At 70.5% G+C, this 17,890-nt stretch carries 15 protein-coding genes and 1 tRNA gene; 8 read left to right on the forward strand and 8 right to left on the reverse strand.

Going from position 1 to position 17,890, the window contains the following annotated elements:
- Positions 1-261: 261 nt before the first annotated feature.
- From EEY80_RS11180 to EEY80_RS11190, 3 genes are all read left to right on the forward strand, one after another.
- Positions 262-3,930 carry a vitamin B12-dependent ribonucleotide reductase gene (locus tag EEY80_RS11180; RefSeq protein ID WP_126976642.1) on the forward strand — a complete coding sequence of 1,223 codons (3,669 nt, stop codon included), beginning with the start codon at positions 262-264 and terminating at the stop codon, positions 3,928-3,930.
- 124 nt (positions 3,931-4,054) lie between these two features.
- Positions 4,055-4,525 carry a hypothetical protein gene (locus tag EEY80_RS11185; RefSeq protein WP_126976643.1) on the forward strand — a complete coding sequence of 157 codons (471 nt, stop codon included), beginning with the start codon at positions 4,055-4,057 and terminating at the stop codon, positions 4,523-4,525.
- A 156-nt stretch (positions 4,526-4,681) separates the two neighbouring features.
- Positions 4,682-5,680, forward strand: coding sequence for a hypothetical protein (locus tag EEY80_RS11190; protein ID WP_126976644.1), 999 nt, complete (start codon positions 4,682-4,684; stop codon positions 5,678-5,680).
- Between the two features lie 43 nt (positions 5,681-5,723).
- Here EEY80_RS11190 and EEY80_RS11195 read toward each other — a convergent pair whose 3' ends face one another.
- From EEY80_RS11195 to pdxH, 7 genes are all read right to left on the reverse strand, one after another.
- Entirely contained in the window at positions 5,724-7,271 is a 1,548-nt protein-coding gene (locus tag EEY80_RS11195) for an argininosuccinate lyase (protein ID WP_205749094.1), read from the reverse strand.
- Positions 7,272-7,491: 220 nt separating this feature from the next.
- Complete coding sequence (locus EEY80_RS11200) at positions 7,492-7,914, reverse strand: hypothetical protein (protein WP_126976646.1); 423 nt, start codon at positions 7,912-7,914, stop codon at positions 7,492-7,494.
- Entirely contained in the window at positions 7,911-8,198 is a 288-nt protein-coding gene (locus EEY80_RS11205; RefSeq protein ID WP_126976647.1) for a hypothetical protein, read from the reverse strand. Before EEY80_RS11205 ends, EEY80_RS11200 begins: the two co-directional genes overlap by 4 nt.
- A 204-nt stretch (positions 8,199-8,402) precedes the next feature.
- A tRNA-Pro gene (locus EEY80_RS11210) sits at positions 8,403-8,479 on the reverse strand.
- Positions 8,480-8,612: 133 nt separating this feature from the next.
- Entirely contained in the window at positions 8,613-9,113 is a 501-nt protein-coding gene (locus tag EEY80_RS11215) for a DUF192 domain-containing protein (RefSeq protein WP_126976676.1), read from the reverse strand.
- Positions 9,113-9,643 (reverse strand): cold-shock protein, encoded by a 531-nt coding sequence (locus EEY80_RS11220; protein WP_126976648.1) that lies wholly within the window; start codon positions 9,641-9,643, stop codon positions 9,113-9,115. Before EEY80_RS11220 ends, EEY80_RS11215 begins: the two co-directional genes overlap by 1 nt.
- A 112-nt stretch (positions 9,644-9,755) precedes the next feature.
- Complete coding sequence (pdxH, locus tag EEY80_RS11225; RefSeq protein ID WP_126976649.1) at positions 9,756-10,376, reverse strand: pyridoxamine 5'-phosphate oxidase; 621 nt, start codon at positions 10,374-10,376, stop codon at positions 9,756-9,758.
- Between the two features lie 98 nt (positions 10,377-10,474).
- Between pdxH and fabI the strand changes: the two genes are divergently transcribed.
- From fabI to trpE, 5 genes are all read left to right on the forward strand, one after another.
- Positions 10,475-11,311, forward strand: a complete 837-nt coding sequence (gene fabI, locus EEY80_RS11230) for an enoyl-ACP reductase FabI (RefSeq protein WP_126976650.1) — start codon at positions 10,475-10,477, stop codon at positions 11,309-11,311.
- A complete protein-coding gene (gpt, locus tag EEY80_RS11235; protein ID WP_126976651.1) occupies positions 11,308-11,811 on the forward strand; it encodes a xanthine phosphoribosyltransferase in 504 nt (167 codons plus the stop codon). The genes fabI and gpt overlap by 4 nt, the downstream gene beginning before the upstream one ends.
- Positions 11,812-11,924: 113 nt before the next feature.
- Positions 11,925-13,157 (forward strand): aminotransferase, encoded by a 1,233-nt coding sequence (locus EEY80_RS11240; protein ID WP_126976652.1) that lies wholly within the window; start codon positions 11,925-11,927, stop codon positions 13,155-13,157.
- A 92-nt stretch (positions 13,158-13,249) separates the two neighbouring features.
- On the forward strand, positions 13,250-15,133 hold the full coding sequence (locus EEY80_RS11245) for a peptidylprolyl isomerase (protein ID WP_126976653.1): 1,884 nt from the start codon (positions 13,250-13,252) through the stop codon (positions 15,131-15,133).
- A gap of 53 nt (positions 15,134-15,186) precedes the next feature.
- The gene (gene trpE / locus EEY80_RS11250; RefSeq protein ID WP_126976654.1) at positions 15,187-16,698 is read left to right on the forward strand and encodes an anthranilate synthase component I; all 1,512 of its coding nucleotides are present in this window, start codon (positions 15,187-15,189) and stop codon (positions 16,696-16,698) included.
- A gap of 9 nt (positions 16,699-16,707) precedes the next feature.
- Here trpE and EEY80_RS11255 read toward each other — a convergent pair.
- A partial coding sequence (locus EEY80_RS11255) for a divergent polysaccharide deacetylase family protein (RefSeq protein WP_126976655.1) occupies positions 16,708-17,890 on the reverse strand: 1,183 nt, incomplete at its 5' end.

Genomic DNA, 17,890 nt, shown 5'->3' on the forward strand with positions numbered 1-17,890 from the left:
GGCGGTCGCGCGGCCTTGCGCCACCGGGCACCCGCCCCTGCCCCCGCTCGCCGCCGCCGTCCCGCGCAACCATCCACCGGCTGTGGAGGAATCACCGGCCTGCTCTCCGGGGGTCCGGTCAATGGGGAAATCCGCGACGGACCGGTAAAATACTGGTTGCAGCGAAAGGGGGTCTTGCGGCAGCTTGTGGGGCAGACCGAAAGCACCACCATATATTGTGGGCTCGGCAATCAGGCAGCGGGACAGCAGGGGATCGGGCAGATGAGGATCGAACGGACATTCACCGTGGCGGGTCAGGACGCCTATGCGGGGCTCGACTTCACCACCACGCTGTCAGAAATCCGCAATCCCGATGGCCGCGTCGTTTTCCGCAATGCTGCGGTCGAGGTGCCCGCTGGCTGGAGCCAGGTCGCCTCGGACGTGCTGGCGCAGAAATACTTCCGCAAGGCGGGCGTCCCGGCCCGTCTGAAGAAGGTGCGCGAAAAGGGCGTGCCGGAGTTCCTGTGGCGCTCGGTCCCCGACGAGGCCGCGCTCGCCGCGCTGCCCGAGGACGAACGCTTCGGCGGCGAAACCTCGGCCCGGCAGGTCTTCGACCGGCTGGCGGGGGCCTGGGCCTATTGGGGCTGGAAGGGCGGCTATTTCACCGCCGAGGCCGATGCCCGCGCCTATTTCGACGAGATGCGGCTGATGCTGGCCCGGCAGATGGCCGCGCCCAACAGCCCGCAATGGTTCAACACCGGCCTGCACTGGGCCTATGGGATCGACGGGCCGGGACAGGGCCATTTCTACGTCGATCACCGCAGCGGCAAGCTGGTGAAATCCGACTCCGCCTACGAACATCCGCAGCCCCATGCCTGCTTCATCCAGTCCGTCCGCGACGATCTGGTGAACGAGGGCGGGATCATGGACCTCTGGGTGCGCGAGGCGCGGCTGTTCAAGTACGGCTCGGGCACCGGCACCAACTTCTCGTCGCTGCGGGCCGAGGGCGAGCGGCTGTCGGGCGGCGGCAAATCCTCGGGCCTGATGGGATTCCTGAAGATCGGCGACCGCGCGGCGGGGGCGATCAAGTCGGGCGGCACCACCCGGCGCGCCGCCAAGATGGTGATCTGCGACATGGATCACCCGGATATCGAGGCCTTCATCAACTGGAAGGTGATCGAGGAACAGAAGGTCGCCTCGCTGGTGGCCGGGTCGAAGATGCACGAAGCGCGGCTGAACGATGTCTTCGCGGCGATCCGGGGCTGGGACGGCGCGGCCGAGGATGCGGTGGACCCGGCGAAGAACCCCGCGCTGAAGGCGGCGATCCGCGCGGCGCGCAAGGTGTCGATCCCCGACACCTATGTGAACCGCGTGCTGCAATATGCGCGGCAGGGCTTCGACTCGATCGAGTTCCCGACCTATGACACCGACTGGGACAGCGAGGCCTATGTCACCGTCGCGGGCCAGAATTCCAACAACTCGGTCCGCGTCACCGATGCCTTCCTGACCGCGGTGCGCGAGGATCGCCCGTGGGAACTGCTGCGCCGCACCGATGGCGGGGTCGCCAAGACGGTCTCCGCCCGCGAGCTGTGGGATCAGATCGGCCATGCCGCCTGGGCCTGCGCCGATCCGGGCATCCAGTTCCACGACACGGTGAACGCCTGGCACACCTGCCCCGAGGACGGGCCGATCCGGGGGTCGAACCCCTGTTCGGAATACATGTTCCTCGACGACACGGCCTGCAACCTGGCCTCGATGAACCTGCTGACCTTCCTGAAGGGCGGCCGCTTCGACGCCGAATCCTACGTCCATGCCACCCGGCTGTGGACGCTGACGCTGGAAATCAGCGTGCTGATGGCGCAGTTCCCCTCGAAAGAGATCGCGCAGCGCAGCTATGACTACCGGACCCTCGGCCTCGGCTATGCCAATATCGGCGGCCTGCTGATGACCATGGGTCTGGGCTACGACTCCGCCGAGGGCCGGGCGCTGTGCGGCGCGCTGACGGCGGTGATGACGGGCGTGGCCTATGCCACCTCGGCCGAGATGGCCGGCGAGCTCGGCCCCTTCCCCGCCCATCCCCGCAATGCCGAGGCGATGCTGCGCGTGATCCGCAACCACCGCAACGCCGCCCATGGCCATGCAGCGGGCTATGAGGGCGTGAACGTGGCGCCGGTGCCGCTCGACGCCGCGAACTGCCCCGATCCGGCGCTGGTGGCGCTGGCGCGCTCGGCCTGGGACGAGGCGCTGACCCTGGGCCGCGCCCATGGCTTCCGCAACGCGCAGGCGACGGTGATCGCCCCCACCGGCACCATCGGGCTGGTGATGGATTGCGACACCACCGGGATCGAGCCCGATTTCGCGCTGGTGAAGTTCAAGAAGCTGGCGGGCGGCGGCTATTTCAAGATCATCAACCGCTCGGTCCCCGCCGCGCTGGAAACGCTGGGCTATCGCCCGAACCAGATCGAGGAGATCGTGGCCTATGCCGTGGGCCACGCCACGCTCGGCAACTGCCCCGGCATCAACCACACGGCGCTGGTCGGCCACGGCTTCGGCCCGCAGGAGCTGGAGCGGATCGAGGCGGCGCTGCCCTCGGCCTTCGACATCCGCTTCGTCTTCAACCAGTGGACGCTGGGCGAGGATTTCTGCACCGGAACCCTGGGCATTCCCGCCGAAAAGCTGGCCGATCCCGGCTTCGACATGTTGCGCCATCTGGGCTTCACCAAGGCGCAGATCGACGCCGCCAACGCCCATGTCTGCGGGACGATGACGCTGGAAGGCGCGCCGCATCTGCGGACCGAACATCTGCCGGTCTTCGACTGCGCCAATGCCTGCGGCAAGACCGGCCGGCGCTATCTGTCGGTGGACAGCCACATCCGGATGATGGCCGCGGCGCAAAGCTTCATCTCGGGCGCGATCTCGAAGACGATCAACATGCCGAACTCGGCCAGCATCGCCGACTGCCTCGCCGCCTATGAGCTGTCGCATTCGCTGGGGGTCAAGGCAAACGCCCTCTACCGCGACGGGTCCAAGCTCAGCCAGCCGCTCGCCTCGGCGCTGATCGCGGACGATGACGAGGCCGAAGAGGTGCTGACCAGCGGCACGCCGATGGAAAAGGCGCAGGTCATCGCCGAGAAGATCGTCGAGAAGGTCATCGTGAAAGAGGTGGTGCGCAGCCACCGCGAAAAGCTGCCCGACCGGCGCAAGGGCTATACCCAGAAGGCGGTGGTCGGCGGTCACAAGGTCTATCTGCGCACCGGCGAATATCGCGACGGGTCGCTGGGCGAGATCTTCATCGACATGCACAAGGAAGGCGCGGGCTTCCGCGCGATGATGAACAACTTCGCGATCGCGGTGAGCGTCGGGCTGCAATACGGTGTTCCGCTTGAGGAATTCGTCGATGCCTTCACCTTCACCAAATTCGAGCCGGCGGGCATGGTCCAGGGCAACGAGGCGGTGAAATCGGCGACCTCGATCCTCGACTACGTGTTCCGTGAACTGGCGATCAGCTATCTGGACCGCACCGACCTTGCCCATGTCGCGCCGAAGGGCGCGGCCTTCGACGACCTCGGCGGCGGCAGCTATGAGGGCGCCACGGACACCCGGGACGCGAATGTGGCCCCCGTCAGCGACACCGCGCGGTCGAAGTCGCTGGAAGTGCTGAAGCAGATCAGCTCCACCGGCTATCTGCGCAAGCGGCTGCCGCAGGAACTGGTGGTGCTGCAGGGCGGGGCCGCCACGGCGCTGAGCGGCGCCTTCGACGCGGTGGCGACGCTGGAGGCGCGGGGCGAGACCAGCGTCACCGCGCTCGGCACCGGGATGGACGCCCGCATCAAGGCCCGCCTGCAGGGCTATGAGGGCGAGGCCTGCGGCGAATGCGGCAACTACACGCTGGTCCGCAACGGCACCTGCATGAAGTGCAACACCTGCGGCGCGACCAGCGGTTGCAGCTGATCGGGGGAACGGCCCGCATCGGCGGGCCTTTGCGCGACGGGGGGCGGTCGCGGCCCGGCATCTGGCCACCGGGGCGCGGCCCGGCCTAGGCTGCACCCCCGACCCATCGCGACAGGAGCCACCGATGATCCGCGCCTACCTGAAGCCCGCCCTGCTGATCGCCGGAATGACGGCGCTTGCCGCCTGCCAGGGAACCGCCCAGTCCCCCGGTACGGACGCGGGCGCAGGCACGGACCCCGGCGATCCCGGTGCGGCGGTCAGCCGCTATTACGCCGCGCTTGGCGCGGGCGACCATGCCGCGGCCTATGCGATGTGGACGCCGGATTCGGACACCGCCCTGCGCGGGCTGGACCGCTTCTCGCAGTCGATGCAGAACTACCAGTCGCTCGCGGCCGCGCCGGCCGGCCCCGCGCGGCTGGAAACCACCGCCGGCACCGTCCATGCCGAGGTGCCGGTGCGGGTGGAGGCCACCTATCGCGGCAACCCGATCACCAGCACCGGCACGGTGACGCTGGAACGCTGCAACGACGTGCCCGGCTGCAGCGCGGCCGAACGGCAGTGGCGGCTGGATGCCATCGCGCTCGACCCGCAATAGACAGCAGGGGTTGCCATCCGGCTGTCGCACTTGCACGGCATGGGGAATGGGGGGCGAAGGCTGCCGCACGAACCGCCGCCGCATTGACCTGGCGGGGGCGATCTGCGATGCCGCCGACCCGACCAGACGCGACCGCAGCCGACGAACGAGGGGATGATGCAGCAGGACAGACTCGACCGGGCCGAACGCGAGCTTCTCGGCCTCATCCGCCAGCTTCACGCGGCGCAGGGTCCGCTCGATCCCGCGGCGCTGTCGGTCGAGGCGAAGGGGCGCGGCATGGAGCTTGCCCGCCCGCTGGCCCGGCTGAAATCGCTGGGGCTGGTCGAGGAGGTGGCCGAGCGTCCCGGCTTCCTGCGCCGGCTGTTCGGCGCGCGGCCGGCGATCCGGCTGCGGCCCGCGCCGGGGGTGGAGGAGACGCCCGAGGCGGCGGTGCCGCCGGACCCCGCGCCCGAAGCGCCGCCGCCCCGGCCCGATCCGGCGCCGCCGACCCCTGCCCCCGACATCGCCGCCCCCGCGCCGAATGCGGAACCGGATGCCGAACCCCATCCCGAACCGGCCCCCGCAGCGGAACCCGTCCCGCAACCCGCGCCCGCCCCGGCGCCCGTCGCCCGCGCCCCCGCCGCCCCCGCACCGGCCAGGCTGCGCCCGGTGCCGCCGACCGCGCTGACCGAGGATCTGGGCGGCGCGCCGATGGGCCGCACGGCGCTGGCGATGGACCTGCCGCCCGATCTGCTGGAGGGGCTGCGCGACACGCTCGCGGCCTTCGGCATGGACCTGACGCAGGCGGGCGAGGCGCTGGTCGCCGACCGCCTGGCGCGCGGCGCCTCGCCGGGCGAGGCGCTGTCGCAGGTGGTGCTGTTCGCCTTCGCCCATGCGGTCCGCCATGACCTGCAATCCGGCGGCACGGTCGAGGCGCTGGGGCTCAGCCATTATGCCGTCGAGGTGATGCAGGAGATCGAGAAGCTGCGCGACGCGGGCGAGATCGGCGAGACCGCCTTCGAGGCGGATATGCGCAGCCTGTGGGATCTGGTGGGCAGCGGCAGCCCCGAGGCCGCGCGCGCCGCCATGGCCGAGGCGCTGCTGGCCGATCCCGCCGGCGGCGCGGCCCCGCCGGCGCTGCTGCCCGAAGACCTGCAAAGCGCCGACGAGGCCTAGGCAGGCGGCGGCCCGGCCCCTTGCGGCCGGACCGCCCTCAGGCTCAGTCAAGCAGCGCCGCGAAGTCGCTGTCGAGCTGCGACAGCGACGCGTCGATATGGCTGCGCCGCTCGCCGATCCAGGCCGTTTGCGCATCCAGCCGCGCCCGCGCCTCTGCCAGCATCCGCTCCATCTCGGCCGGCTGCGGCCCGCCCGAGGTCGCCCGCGCCTTGACGATCGCCACAGGGTCGAGCGTGGCGCGGAACACCTCCTCGCTCAGCGGCAGCTCCTGCGGCGCGTCCGTGCCCGCCACCGTCTCGGCATAGATGCGCTGCGCCTCGGCATAGGGGAAGTCGAGCGGGCCGAGCCCATTCGCCCGCGCATGGCTGACCACCTCGGAGGCGAAGTGATGGCCCTCGCGGAAGGGCATCCCGTGTTCCCGCATCAGCAGATCCGCCAGTTCCTGCGAGGCGGTCCAGTCGCTGTTCAGCTCCTCCAGCGCGCGGTCGGGGTTGATCCTCAGCGCCTTCAGCACCCGGTCCAGCCGGTTCAGCGCGTCGATCGCCGCCTCCACCATCGCCTTGTTCTGGTCCACGTCCTTCGGATCGGACATGCCGGGGGTGATGTTATGGGTCTGCAGCACCGGACCCATCGCCAGCGTCACCGCCGTCGAGGCATCGCTGCGGGTGGAATTGAGGATGCCGGGGTTGCGCTTTTGCGGCATGGCGCTGCTGACATAGGTGTTGTCGCCCCCCTCCTCCAGCAGGATCCAGGGCCGGGTCTGGGCATATTGCGTCATCACGTCCTCGACGAAATTGCCCGTATGCAGCGCGATGGAAGTGACGATCCCCGCCACCTCGACCGGCTGGTCCATCGAGGAGATCTGCGAGGCGTCATAGGCATTGTCCACGACGCCCGCGAAGCCGAGGTAATCGGCCATCCGCTGCCGGTTCAGCGGCCAGCTGGTGCCATTCAGCACCGTCGTGCCCATGGCCGAGCGGTCGATGCGGGCATAGGCCTCGCGCAGGCGCTGCGCGTCGCGATCGAATCCCGCCGCATGGCCCAGCAGATAGTGGCCATAGCTGTTGGGCTGCGCCGCCACGCCGTTGGTGTAGTTCGGCACGACCGTGTCGGCATGGGTGGCGGCCAGCTCCACCAGAGTGCGGCTGGTCGTGTTCAGCTGCTCGGCCAGCGCCAGCAGATCGTCGCGCAGGATCGCCGCGCGATAGGTGGCGTGCATGTCCTGGCTCGACCGGCCCGCATGCAGCAGCGTGACGTCGCGCCCGCCGGCCTCGATCAGCAGCGGCTCGAAGCTGATGACGGTGGAGGGCCGCTTCGCCCCCTCCGCCGCGCCCGCGGTGATCACCGCGTCGATCGCCGCCGCGATCCCGGGCGTCAGCGCCGGGTCGAGCAGCCCCTCCTCGGTATTGATGACGGCGGTGGCCTTGTTCATCTGGCCCAGCCAGAAGAACTCGTCGCGGGGCGGCGCCTCCTGTGCGAGCGCCGGGCCGGACAGCGCCAGCAGTCCGGCGAGGGCCGCGGCGGCGAGGGGACGGGCCGCGAGGCGGCTGCCGGCGCGCCCGCAGGCGCCCGGATTGGACGGATGTGACATGGTTCCTCCCATTTGACGAAGGTCACCCGGCATGGCGCGTGCGGGTCAGGCCCGCACGCTCCCTCGCGCGGGCGGTGGCTCGGGCCACGGGGTCACCCCGACCGCAGGATCGGCCGGGCGCCGCCCCCCGCCAATTGTGGAAAGCCGCAATCGGCGGCGCCGCGCCGGGGATGGGGGAGAGGGACCAGCCGGTCGACGAACCCAAAAGGGGAGGAGATCGTCAGACCGCGGCTCTCACCAGATCAACCGCCTGGCCCCAAAGTGCGGCCAGAGCAAGCAAGACCGCAGCTAAGCCAAGCGCCGAGGCGATGATGTTGGCCCTGATGGCCCGCGCCGCCTCTTCCGACCGATGCGCGGCATCCTTCGCGGCCCGCACGTCATTGTCCAGTGAGTCCAGTCTGACGCGAACCGTCTCCCCAAAGGCAGACAGGTTGCTGTTTACCTTGTCCAGTTCAGCAAGAACCTTCGTAAACGAGGCGTCGTTCTGCGCCTTCACGGCACTCAGCTTGGCGTCCAAGAGTTCAGTATCCATGCCACCCCCTCGACCACCTCCCCCGAAACTGGCGCTTCCCACAGCCTTGCCGGAAGCGCCTGAAGGTGCGGGATCCCCGCCGTGATACACCACAAACTTGTTGTCGCTCATGATATGTCGGCGACCTTCATACCAAGTAGGTCAAGAACCAGCTCTTGGGAACCGGAATGCGCGATCATTTGCAAGAAGTGCTGAGTGTTCATTGCCGCGCCATCCAGAACAAAGGTGCAGCGGTCGAAGAGCACATTCTCCAGGACTGGAGGTCGTCCTCCGGAGAAGACCAAGGTGGACTGCACCACGTTGAGGTTTCTCAAGGTCGCGTAGTCCAGATGCAAGGTCTGCCCTTCTATCCGGGTTCGCGTTCCTGCGTCACTGTTGGTATTACTGTCCGCCATTCTGCTTTCCTGCGACTCGCGCTCAGCCAGGAGGAACCGGCGGATACGGACGCCGCAAGAACTCGCGGCACAGGGAGCGCAGTATCTCGCTGTGCAATGAAGATTGCATTTTCGATGTTAATGATCGGTAAAGGCCCGCCGCCATAATATCCGGCGATGCAATCGTCGCAACGGGTGAACAAAGGCATTCGGATGAGCAAATGATGGTCGGGGCGGCGGGATTCGAACTCGCGACCTACGGTACCCAAAACCGTCGCGCTACCAGGCTGCGCTACGCCCCGACCCGTGCTGCTTAGCGGATGGCTCGGGCGAGGGGAAGGGCCTGAACGCGCCGTCCGCGGCAGGATCGGGCGCAGGATCTGGCACCAGACCGGGCAGCGGTCCCGGGCACCGCGCGTGCCGGCGCGGGGCGGTTCAGCCGCAGGGCCAGGCGGCGGTGGCGGCGGGGATCGCGGGGTGGCGCAGTTCCGCCGCCTCGCCCAGCCCCAGCCGCGCCGCGAGGCCGCCGTTGATCTCCAGCACGAACTGCACGCGGTCGCCGCCGGGCAGTGGCGTCTCGTCGCCCGGCACCGCGTCGGCCTGCACCGTCAACAGCCGCCCCGCCCCGTCGAAGAACAGGATGTCGAGCGGAATCAGCGTGTTCTTCATCCAGAAGGCCGCCGGCGCCTCGGCCGGGTAGACGAAGAGCATCCCCGCACCGCGGGCCAGCCGTTCCCGATGCATCAACCCGCGCGCGCGTTCCCCGGGCGTGTCGGCGATCTCGACCGAAAACCGCGCCGCACCGCCCGGCCAGCGCAGATCGACGCGGCCGGGGTCGCAGGCGGCTTCCTGAGCGGTCACCGGCCGGACCAGCGCCAGCAGCAGAAGCGCGGGAACCGCCAGCGCCGCGCCCCATCCGATCCTCCGCCGGGGCATCATGCGGCCGATCCTTCGCGCAGCGCCGTCTCCCAGGACAGAACCTGCGCCGCCATGCGGCCGCGCTTGCCCGCGACCACCCGCAGGCAGACCGCCTCGCCGGGGGCGAGGTCGGCGAGGCCCGAGCGGCGCAGCACCTCGACATGCACGAAGACATCCTCGGGCCGGCCGAAGACATTGGCAAAGCCGAATCCCTTCGACTTGTCGAACCACTTCACCCGGGCCGGTTCCATCGGCAGGGCGGCGATGTCGACATCGCCCTCGACCAGATCCTCGAGCGGCGGGGTCCCCTCGGTATCGGGGGGCAGGATTTCCAGCACCTCGGTCGCCTGCGCGCCGCGCTGCGTCATCTGCACCCGGACCCGGATCCGCGCCCCGTCGGCCACCGAGCTTTGCCCGAAATTCCGCAGCACGTTGGCATGAAGCAGGATGTCCGGCCCGCCCTCGTCCGCCAGGATGAAGCCGAAGCCCTTGGAGGGATCGAACCACTTCACCCGACCCAGCACCTGATCCGCTGCTTCCGTCATCATAGAGATCGCATGTCCGTGCCTGTCCATCGCGTCGCCGAGTTGTCACAGAGGATGCGTTGCATGCAAGCCCCAAAAGTCGGGAATTCCATACCCGCTGAACCGGGGGCCATTTTCACGGGTTCAGCCGCCGCACTGTCCAGGGCGCCTCCGGGCTGTCGCGGCGCCACTGGAACCGGTCATGCAGGCGGAAGGCGCCGTCGGCCCAGAACTCGATCTCCAGCGGCCGGATGCGGATGCCGCCCCAGAAGGGCGGGCGTTTCGGCATCGGCCCCTCGCGCAGCGTCACCTTCGCGACCTCGGCCAGCAGCGCCGCCCGGCTGTCGAGCGGCTGCGACTGCGCCGAGGCCCAGGCCCCCAGCCGCGACTTGAGCGAGCGCGAGGCGTAGTAGTCGTCCGCCGCCGGCCCCTCCTCGCGTTCGGTCAGGCCGCGCACCCGGATCTGCCGGCGCAGCGATTTCCAGTGCAGCACGAAAGCGGCCTTGCCGGCACCGGCGATTTCCTGCCCCTTGGCGCTGCCGTAATTGGTGTAGAAGACGAAGCCGCCGCCGCCCTGCGCGACCGGCTCGATCCCCTTCAGCAGCACCATGCGCACATTGGGCAGGCCGGCCGCGTCGACGGTGGCCAGCGCGATGGCATTGGGGTCGTTCGGCTCCAGCGGCTCGGCCTCGGCCAGCCAGCCCGCCGCGATGGCGAAGGGGTCCTCCCCCGCGAAGATGCCGTCCCGATCGCTCATGCCGCGCTCCTTCCGTCCCGTGCCGCCCGGCCCTTGAAGCAGCCCCGCGCTTCGACTAGGGATCGGTGACTTGACGCAAGATGCGCGGGGGACGGGGAATGTCAAACAGGCTCATGGCGGGCAAGCGCGGGCTGATCATGGGCCTGGCGAACGACAAGTCGATCGCCTGGGGAATTGCCAAGGCCCTGGCCGCCGAAGGCGCGGAACTGGCCCTGTCCTATCAGGGCGATGCCTTCCGCAAGCGGGTCGAACCGCTGGCCGCGCAGATCGGCGTGACCGAGATGCTGGATTGCGACGTGGCGGACGAAGGCTCGCTCGACGCCGCCTTCGACCGGCTGCAGGCGGCCTGGGGCAAGCTGGATTTCGTGGTCCATGCCATCGGCTTTTCCGACAAGAACGAGTTGCGCGGCCGCTATGTCGATACCAGCGCCGCCAACTTCCGCATGACGATGGACATCTCGGTCTATTCCTTCACCGCCGTGTGCAAGCGCGCGGCGGCGATGATGCCGGATGGCGGCAGCCTGCTGACCCTGACCTATCTGGGCGCGGAACGGGTGATGCCGCATTACAACGTGATGGGCGTCGCCAAGGCGGCGCTGGAGGCTAGCGTGAAATACCTCGCCGAGGACCTCGGCAAGGACGGCATCCGCGTCAACGCGATCTCCGCCGGGCCGATCAAGACGCTGGCGGCCAGCGGCATCGGCGATTTCCGCTATATCCTGAAGTGGAACGAGCTGAACTCGCCCCTGCGCCGCAATGTCACCCAGGACGAGGTCGGCAAGTCGGCGCTCTATCTGCTGTCGGACCTCGGCTCGGGCGTGACCGGCGAGACGCATCACGTCGATGCCGGCTATCACCTCGTGGGGATGAAGGCGGTGGACGCGCCCGACATCGACGCGCCGAAGAAGCCGGGGACATCCGAGGCCGCGCAATGAACGACCGGTTGCCGCACGAGAAGGGCTTCCATGTCAGCTGGGACCAGATCCACCGCGACGCGCGCGCGCTGGCCTGGCGGCTGGACGGCAAGGGCCCGGATGGCGGCGGCTGGCGGGCGGTGGTGGGCATCGCCCGCGGCGGACTGGTGCCGGCGATGATCGTCAGCCGCGAACTCGACATCCGCGTGGTCGATACGATCAGCGTCAAGAGCTACGACCATCAGGAACAGCGCCCCGCCGTGGTGACGAAAAGCCCGCAGGCGGACCTCATGGGCGACGGCACCGGCATTCTGGTGGTGGACGATCTGGTGGACAGCGGCAAGACGCTGGAACTGGTGCGCCGGCTCTATCCGCAGGCGCATTTCGCCACGGTCTATGCCAAGCCCGCCGGGCGGCCGCAGGTCGATACCTTCGTGACCGAGGTCAGCCAGGACACCTGGATCTTCTTCCCCTGGGACATGGCGCTGCAATATGTCCAGCCCTTCCGCGGGCGGGACTGACCGCATCGCAGAGGGGGGCGCTGCCCCCCGCCGGCTGCGGCCGCCGCCCCCCGGGATATTTCGACCGACAAGAAGCCGCAGGCGCGCCCCGCCTGCCCCCGGCGGAGGCCCCGATGACCCTTCCCCTGAACCCGGCTCCCCTCAACCCGGCCCCCCTCAACCCGGCCCCCCTCAACCCGGCGATGGCCGCGACCTTCCTGCCCCCGGTGATGGAGGCGCGGCGCTGGCTCGACGGCATCGTCTTCCCGCCCGACCGGCCGCTGATCAATGTCAGCCAGGCCGCACCGGTGGACCCGCCGCCGCTGGCGCTGCGCGAGGCCATCGCCCGCGCGGCGCTGGAGGATCCGGCCGCGCATCTCTACGGTCCGGTGCTGGGGCTGCCCGCGCTGCGCGCCGAGGTGGCGGGGCAATGGTCGCGCGCCTATGGCGGCGCGGTCGCGCCGGACCAGGTGGCGATCACCCAGGGCTGCAACCAGGCCTTCTGCGCGGCGGTGGCGACGCTGGCCGGGGCGGGCGATCAGGTGATCCTGCCGACGCCCTGGTATTTCAACCACAAGATGTGGCTGGACATGCAGGGGGTGGCGGCGGTGCCGCTGGCCACCGGTCCCACGCTGATGCCGGACCCGGATGCGGCGGCGGCGCTGATCGGCCCGCGCACCCGCGCCATCGTGCTGGTCAGCCCGAACAATCCCGGCGGCGTCGAATACCCGGCCGCGCTGCTGCGCGCCTTCCGCGACCTCGCGCGGTCGCGGGGCATCGCGCTGATCCTCGACGAGACCTACCGCGACTTCGACAGCCGGACCGACGGGCGCGGCGGCGCGCACGATCTCTTCGCCGACCCGGACTGGTCGGACACGCTGATCCAGCTTTACAGCTTCTCCAAGGCCTACCGGCTGACCGGGCACCGGGTGGGGGCGCTGGTCGCGGGCGCCGCGCGTCTGGCCGAGGTGGAGAAGTTCCTCGACACCGTGGCGATCTGCCCGGGCCAGCTGGGGCAGATCGGCGCGCTGTGGGGCATGCGCCACCTTGGCGACTGGGTGGCCGGCGAGCGGGACGAGATCCTGTCGCGCCGGGCGGCGATGGTCCAGGGCTTCGCGCGGCTCGAGGACTGGCGCCTGCTGGGCTGCGGCGCCTATTTCGCCTATGTCGAGCATCCCTCGGCCATGCCCGCGCCCGATCTCGCCCGCCGGCTGGTGCGCGAGGCGGGGGTGCTGACCCTGCCCGGCACCATGTTCATGCCCGCGGACGACCCCGCCGGCGCCCGGCAGTTGCGCATCGCCTTCGCCAATATCGACCGCGCGGGGATCGCCGCGCTCTTCGACCGGCTGTCGTCCCTGCCGGTCTAGGCGCCCTCCCCCGCCCCTTGCCCCGCCCCGGTCGAGGCCCTAAACAGCCCTGACGACGGGTGCGGGACGGTTGCGGCAACGGGGGGCTGGCCATGGCAAAGGGTGTGGGACGCAGGGGGGCGAGCACGGTCGTCTGGCTGCTGGTGGCGATGTTGATCATCGGCCTCGGCGGTTTCGGCGTCACCAACTTCGGCGGCTCGGTCGATGCCGTGGCCCGCGTCGGCGACCGCGAGATCACCGTCGAGGATTACGCCCGCGCCCTGCAGACCGAATTGCGGGCGCTGACGGCACAGGTGGGCCAGCCCGTCACCCTGCAGCAGGCCGCCGCGCTCGGGCTCGACACCTCGGTGCGGCAGCGGCTGATCGCCGAGGCCGCGCTCGATGCCGAGGCGGATGCGGCGGGCCTGTCGGCGGGCGATGCGCAGGTCCGCGACCAGGTGCTGGCGATCGGCGCCTTCCAGGGGCTCGACGGCCAGTTCGACCGCGAGGCCTATCGCATGGCGCTGCGCCAGCAGGGCATGACCGAGGGCGAGTTCGAACAGAAGCTGCGGGACGAATCCGCGCGGGTGCTGCTGCAGGCGGCCGTGACCGGCGGCACCGCCGCGCCCGCGGCCTTCGTCGACGCGCTGGCCGACTGGCAGGGCGAGACGCGCAGCTTCCGCATCGCCACGCTGACGCCCGCGGCCCTGACCGAGCCCGTGCCCGCGCCCACCGAGGAACAGCTGACCGCCTTCCATGCCGAGACGCCCGAACCCTTCACCGCGCCCGAAACCCGGGTCGTGTCCTATGCCTGGCTGTCGCCGGAAATGGTGCTGGACGAGGTGCAGCTGGACGAGGCGGCGCTGCGCGAGGCCTATGACGCCCGCATCGACGAATTCCAGCAGCCCGAACGGCGGATGGTGGAGCGGCTGGTCTTCGGCACCGAGGACGAGGCCGCCGCCGCCCGGGCCCGCGTCGAGTCGGGCGAGATCAGCTTCGAGGATCTGGTCAATGCCCGCGGCCTGACGCTGGAGGATGTCGATCTGGGCGAGGTGACCGAGGCCGAACTGGGTGCGGCGGGCGAAGGCGTCTTCGCGCTCGAGGCGCCGGGGATCGCCGGGCCGCTGCCCTCGGATCTCGGCCCCGCGCTCTATGCGATGAACGCGATCCTGCTGCCGCAGGACGTACCCTTCGAGGAGGCGCGCGAGACCCTGACAGAAGAGGTGGCCATCGACCGCGCCCGGCGGATGGTGGCGGACCGCGCGCAGGAGCTGGACGACCTGCTGGCCGGCGGCGCGACGTTGGAACAGCTGGCCGACGAGGCGGGCATGGAGTTCGGCACCGTCGATGTCACGGCCGAGGGCGGGGGCGAGGGCATCGCCGCATATGCCGCCTTCCGCGAGGCGGCGCTGGCCGCGACGGAAGGCGACTTTCCGGCGCTGGCGCAGCTGGAGGATGGCGGGCTCTTCGCGCTGCGGCTGGACGAGATCCGCCCCCCGGCAGTGCGCCCGCTGGACGAGGTCCGCGATCTGGCGGTGACGCTGTGGACCGAGGCCGAGACCGCCCGCCGCCTGCTGGCCGAGGCCGAGACCGTCGCCGCCGCGCCCGACCCCGCCGCCGCGCTGGCCGAGCGGGGACTGACCGCCGAAGATCGCGGCCCGGTCACCCGCGACGCCTTCGTCGAGGAACTGCCCCCCGGCGGGCTGGACCAGGTCTTCGCCATGGCCGAGGGCGAGGCCCGCGCCATCGCCGGTCAGATCCCGGTGCCGGGCGAGACCGGCACCCCGGTGGAGCCGCAGGCCCATGTCGTGCTGCTGACGGCCATCGCGCCGGCCGGCGGCGAGACGGAGGGCCAGCTGCGCACCGCCATCGCCAATCAGGCCCGCCAGAGCCTGGCGCAGGATTCGCTCGACCTGTTCGTGACGGCGGTGGAATCCGGCCTGCCGATCCGGCTGGATCAGGCCGCGATCAACGCCGTGCACGCGCAGATCCCCTGATCCGCGCCGCCCCTTCCCGACCCCTTTCCCTGCCCCATCCCCGAGGACCGGACGTGACGCTTTCCCCTTCCTTCGCCGAATTCGAAGCCGGATATCAGGCAGGGAAGAACCAGCTGGTCTGGTGCCGTCTGGCCGCCGACCTCGACACGCCGGTGTCGCTGATGCTGAAGCTGGCCGAGGCGGGGCCCTTGTCCTTCATGCTGGAAAGCGTGACCGGGGGCGAGGTGCGGGGCCGCTATTCGGTGGTGGGGATGAAGCCCGACCTGATCTGGGACTGCCGCGGCACCACCAGCCGGCTGAACCGCGAGGCGCGGTTCGATGCGCAGGCCTTCGCCGACCTGCCGGGCCATCCGCTGGACGAATTGCGCAAGCTTCTGGCCGAGGTGCATCTGGACATGCCGGACGGCATTCCGCCCATCGCTGCGGGGCTGTTCGGCTATCTCGGCTATGACATGATCCGGCTCGTCGAACATCTGCCGGATGTCGGCCCCGACCCGCTGGACGTGCCCGACGCGATGCTGCTGCGCCCCTCGGTGGTGGCGGTGCTGGACGGGGTGAAGGGCGAGGTGACAGTGGTATCCCCCGCCTGGGTCTCGTCGGGCCTGTCGGCGCGGGCGGCCTATGCGCAGGCCGCCGAACGGGTGATGGACGCGGTGCGCGACCTCGACCGCCAGGCGGGCGGCGCGACCCGCAGCCTGGGCGAGGCGGCGGCGGTGGGCCAGCCGGTGTCGAACTTCACCCATGAGGGCTACAAGGCGGCGGTGGAAAAGGCCAAGGACTATATCCGCGCCGGCGACATCTTCCAGGTGGTGCCGAGCCAGCGCTGGACGCAGGACTTTCCGCTGCCGCCCTTCGCGCTCTACCGCTCGCTGCGCCGGACGAACCCCTCGCCCTTCATGTTCTTCCTCAACCTCGGCGGGTTCCAGATCATCGGCGCCAGCCCGGAAATCCTCGTCCGGCTGCGTGGCGGCGAGGTGACGGTCCGCCCCATCGCCGGCACCCGCAAGCGTGGCGCGACCCCGGCCGAGGATCGCGCGCTGGAGGAAGACCTGCTGGCCGACCGCAAGGAACTGGCCGAACATCTGATGCTGCTCGACCTCGGGCGCAACGATGTGGGGCGGGTGGCGAAGGTCGGGACGGTCCACCCGACCGAGAAATTCGTGATCGAACGCTACAGCCACGTCATGCATATCGTGTCGAACGTGGTGGGCGAGATCGCGCCGGGCGAGGATGCGCTGTCGGCGCTGCTGGCGGGCCTGCCGGCGGGCACCGTCTCGGGCGCGCCCAAGGTCCGCGCGATGGAGATCATCGACGAGCTGGAGCCGGAAAAGCGCGGCATCTATGGCGGCGGCGTGGGCTATTTCGCCGCCAATGGCGAGATGGACATGTGCATCGCCTTGCGGACCGCGGTGGTGAAGGACGGCAAGCTCTATATCCAGGCCGGGGGCGGTGTCGTCTATGACAGCGATCCCGAAGGCGAATGGCAGGAAACCATCAACAAGAGCCGGGCGCTGATGCGCGCGGCCGAGGATGCGGGCCTGTTCGTGCGGCAGGGGAACGGCTGAGCCGGGCCGCTACATGTCCCGCATCAGCACGGCCGATACCGGCGCCAGCGTCACCGCCCGGCTTTGCGCCAGCGCCCAGTCCAACAGCGCCGCCAGCGTTTCGGACCGGGTGGAGCCCGCCACCACCACCGCGCCGGTGCGCGACGCCTCGAAGGCGGCGCGGTCCAGATAGCGGCCGATGACCGGGGCACTTTCGCCGCCGGCATCGAGATCGCGGTAGATCCGCGCCCCGGGCACGCCCGCCGCATCGGCCAGCTGCGCCGCCGGGGCCAGACCCCGGTTCCAGACCAGCAGCCCCTGCCCCGCCGCGCCGGTCAGTTCCACCAGCTGCGTCGCCAGCACCCGGTCGTTCTGCACGGCGGCATCGGGCAGGTCCACCACCGCCACCGCCTCGGGCAGCAGGCGGCGATATTCCTGCCAGGCGATCTCGATATCCTGCGGCTGCGCCCCCGGCGGCAGCGCGGCGAGGATCGCCACCTCCTGCCCCGCCGCGCGATACAGCTCGGCCGTCGCGGCGGCATCGGGCAGCGTCGGGTCGATGGCGATCGTCACCGGGAAGGGCAGGTCCGCCAGCAGCTCGGCCGGGATCACCGGGCTGTCGGCCGATTGCATCAGCAGCACCGCCAGCAGCGGCGCCCCCGGCGGCGCCATGAACGGCGCGGCATACGCCACCAGCGCCGGCAGCGGCTGTGCCTGCTCCTCGGGCTGCGGGTCGGCCGCGGTCGCCGGCTCGGGTTCGGTGCTGCCCGGGCGGTTGACGCGAACGCCCGCCGCCCCGGCGAAACCGGGGCTGGGCTGGCTGCCCGGGCGCAGGATCACCGGCGCCGCGGGCTCCGAGGGCGCGATGCTCTGGACGACGGGCGGCGCGGGCGCGGCGTCGGGCGCGGACTCTGCCGCGGGTGGCAGGACGGGCAGCGCCGTGCCGATATCGGGCAGCGCCGGGGCTTCGGACGCGGGCGGCGCCAGAGGCGGAGTCGCGGGCGCCTCGGGCGGCGCGGGTGCCGTGGCGTCGTCTGCCGGGTCTTCCGGGGCGGGCTCGGCTTCCGGGGCCGCGGGCGCGGGCGGCGCAGGCGCAGGTTCCGTCACCGGCAGCGCGCGCTCCTCCGCCACGGGCCGGTCGAGCGCCCGCGGCGCGGCGGCGGAACCGAGCGCCGCCACCTCGGTATCGGCGGCGGGCGCCGCCGGGACATCG

Origin of the sequence: Frigidibacter oleivorans, from assembly GCF_003993775.1 — a bacterium.
GTDB lineage: Bacteria > Pseudomonadota > Alphaproteobacteria > Rhodobacterales > Rhodobacteraceae > Frigidibacter > Frigidibacter oleivorans.

Excerpts from the sequence above, each read along its gene's own strand:
- EEY80_RS11180 (WP_126976642.1), top strand. The coding sequence starts at position 262 with ATGAGGATCGAACGGACATTCACCGTGGCGGGTCAGGACGCCTATGCG.
- EEY80_RS11185 (WP_126976643.1), top strand. The coding sequence starts at position 4,055 with ATGATCCGCGCCTACCTGAAGCCCGCCCTGCTGATCGCCGGAATGACG.
- EEY80_RS11190 (WP_126976644.1), top strand. The coding sequence starts at position 4,682 with ATGCAGCAGGACAGACTCGACCGGGCCGAACGCGAGCTTCTCGGCCTC.
- EEY80_RS11195 (WP_205749094.1), bottom strand. The coding sequence starts at position 7,271 with ATGTCACATCCGTCCAATCCGGGCGCCTGCGGGCGCGCCGGCAGCCGC.
- EEY80_RS11200 (WP_126976646.1), bottom strand. The coding sequence starts at position 7,914 with ATGAGCGACAACAAGTTTGTGGTGTATCACGGCGGGGATCCCGCACCT.
- EEY80_RS11205 (WP_126976647.1), bottom strand. The coding sequence starts at position 8,198 with ATGGCGGACAGTAATACCAACAGTGACGCAGGAACGCGAACCCGGATA.
- EEY80_RS11215 (WP_126976676.1), bottom strand. The coding sequence starts at position 9,113 with ATGCCCCGGCGGAGGATCGGATGGGGCGCGGCGCTGGCGGTTCCCGCG.
- EEY80_RS11220 (WP_126976648.1), bottom strand. The coding sequence starts at position 9,643 with ATGATGACGGAAGCAGCGGATCAGGTGCTGGGTCGGGTGAAGTGGTTC.
- pdxH (WP_126976649.1), bottom strand. The coding sequence starts at position 10,376 with ATGAGCGATCGGGACGGCATCTTCGCGGGGGAGGACCCCTTCGCCATC.
- fabI (WP_126976650.1), top strand. The coding sequence starts at position 10,475 with ATGTCAAACAGGCTCATGGCGGGCAAGCGCGGGCTGATCATGGGCCTG.
- gpt (WP_126976651.1), top strand. The coding sequence starts at position 11,308 with ATGAACGACCGGTTGCCGCACGAGAAGGGCTTCCATGTCAGCTGGGAC.
- EEY80_RS11240 (WP_126976652.1), top strand. The coding sequence starts at position 11,925 with ATGACCCTTCCCCTGAACCCGGCTCCCCTCAACCCGGCCCCCCTCAAC.
- EEY80_RS11245 (WP_126976653.1), top strand. The coding sequence starts at position 13,250 with ATGGCAAAGGGTGTGGGACGCAGGGGGGCGAGCACGGTCGTCTGGCTG.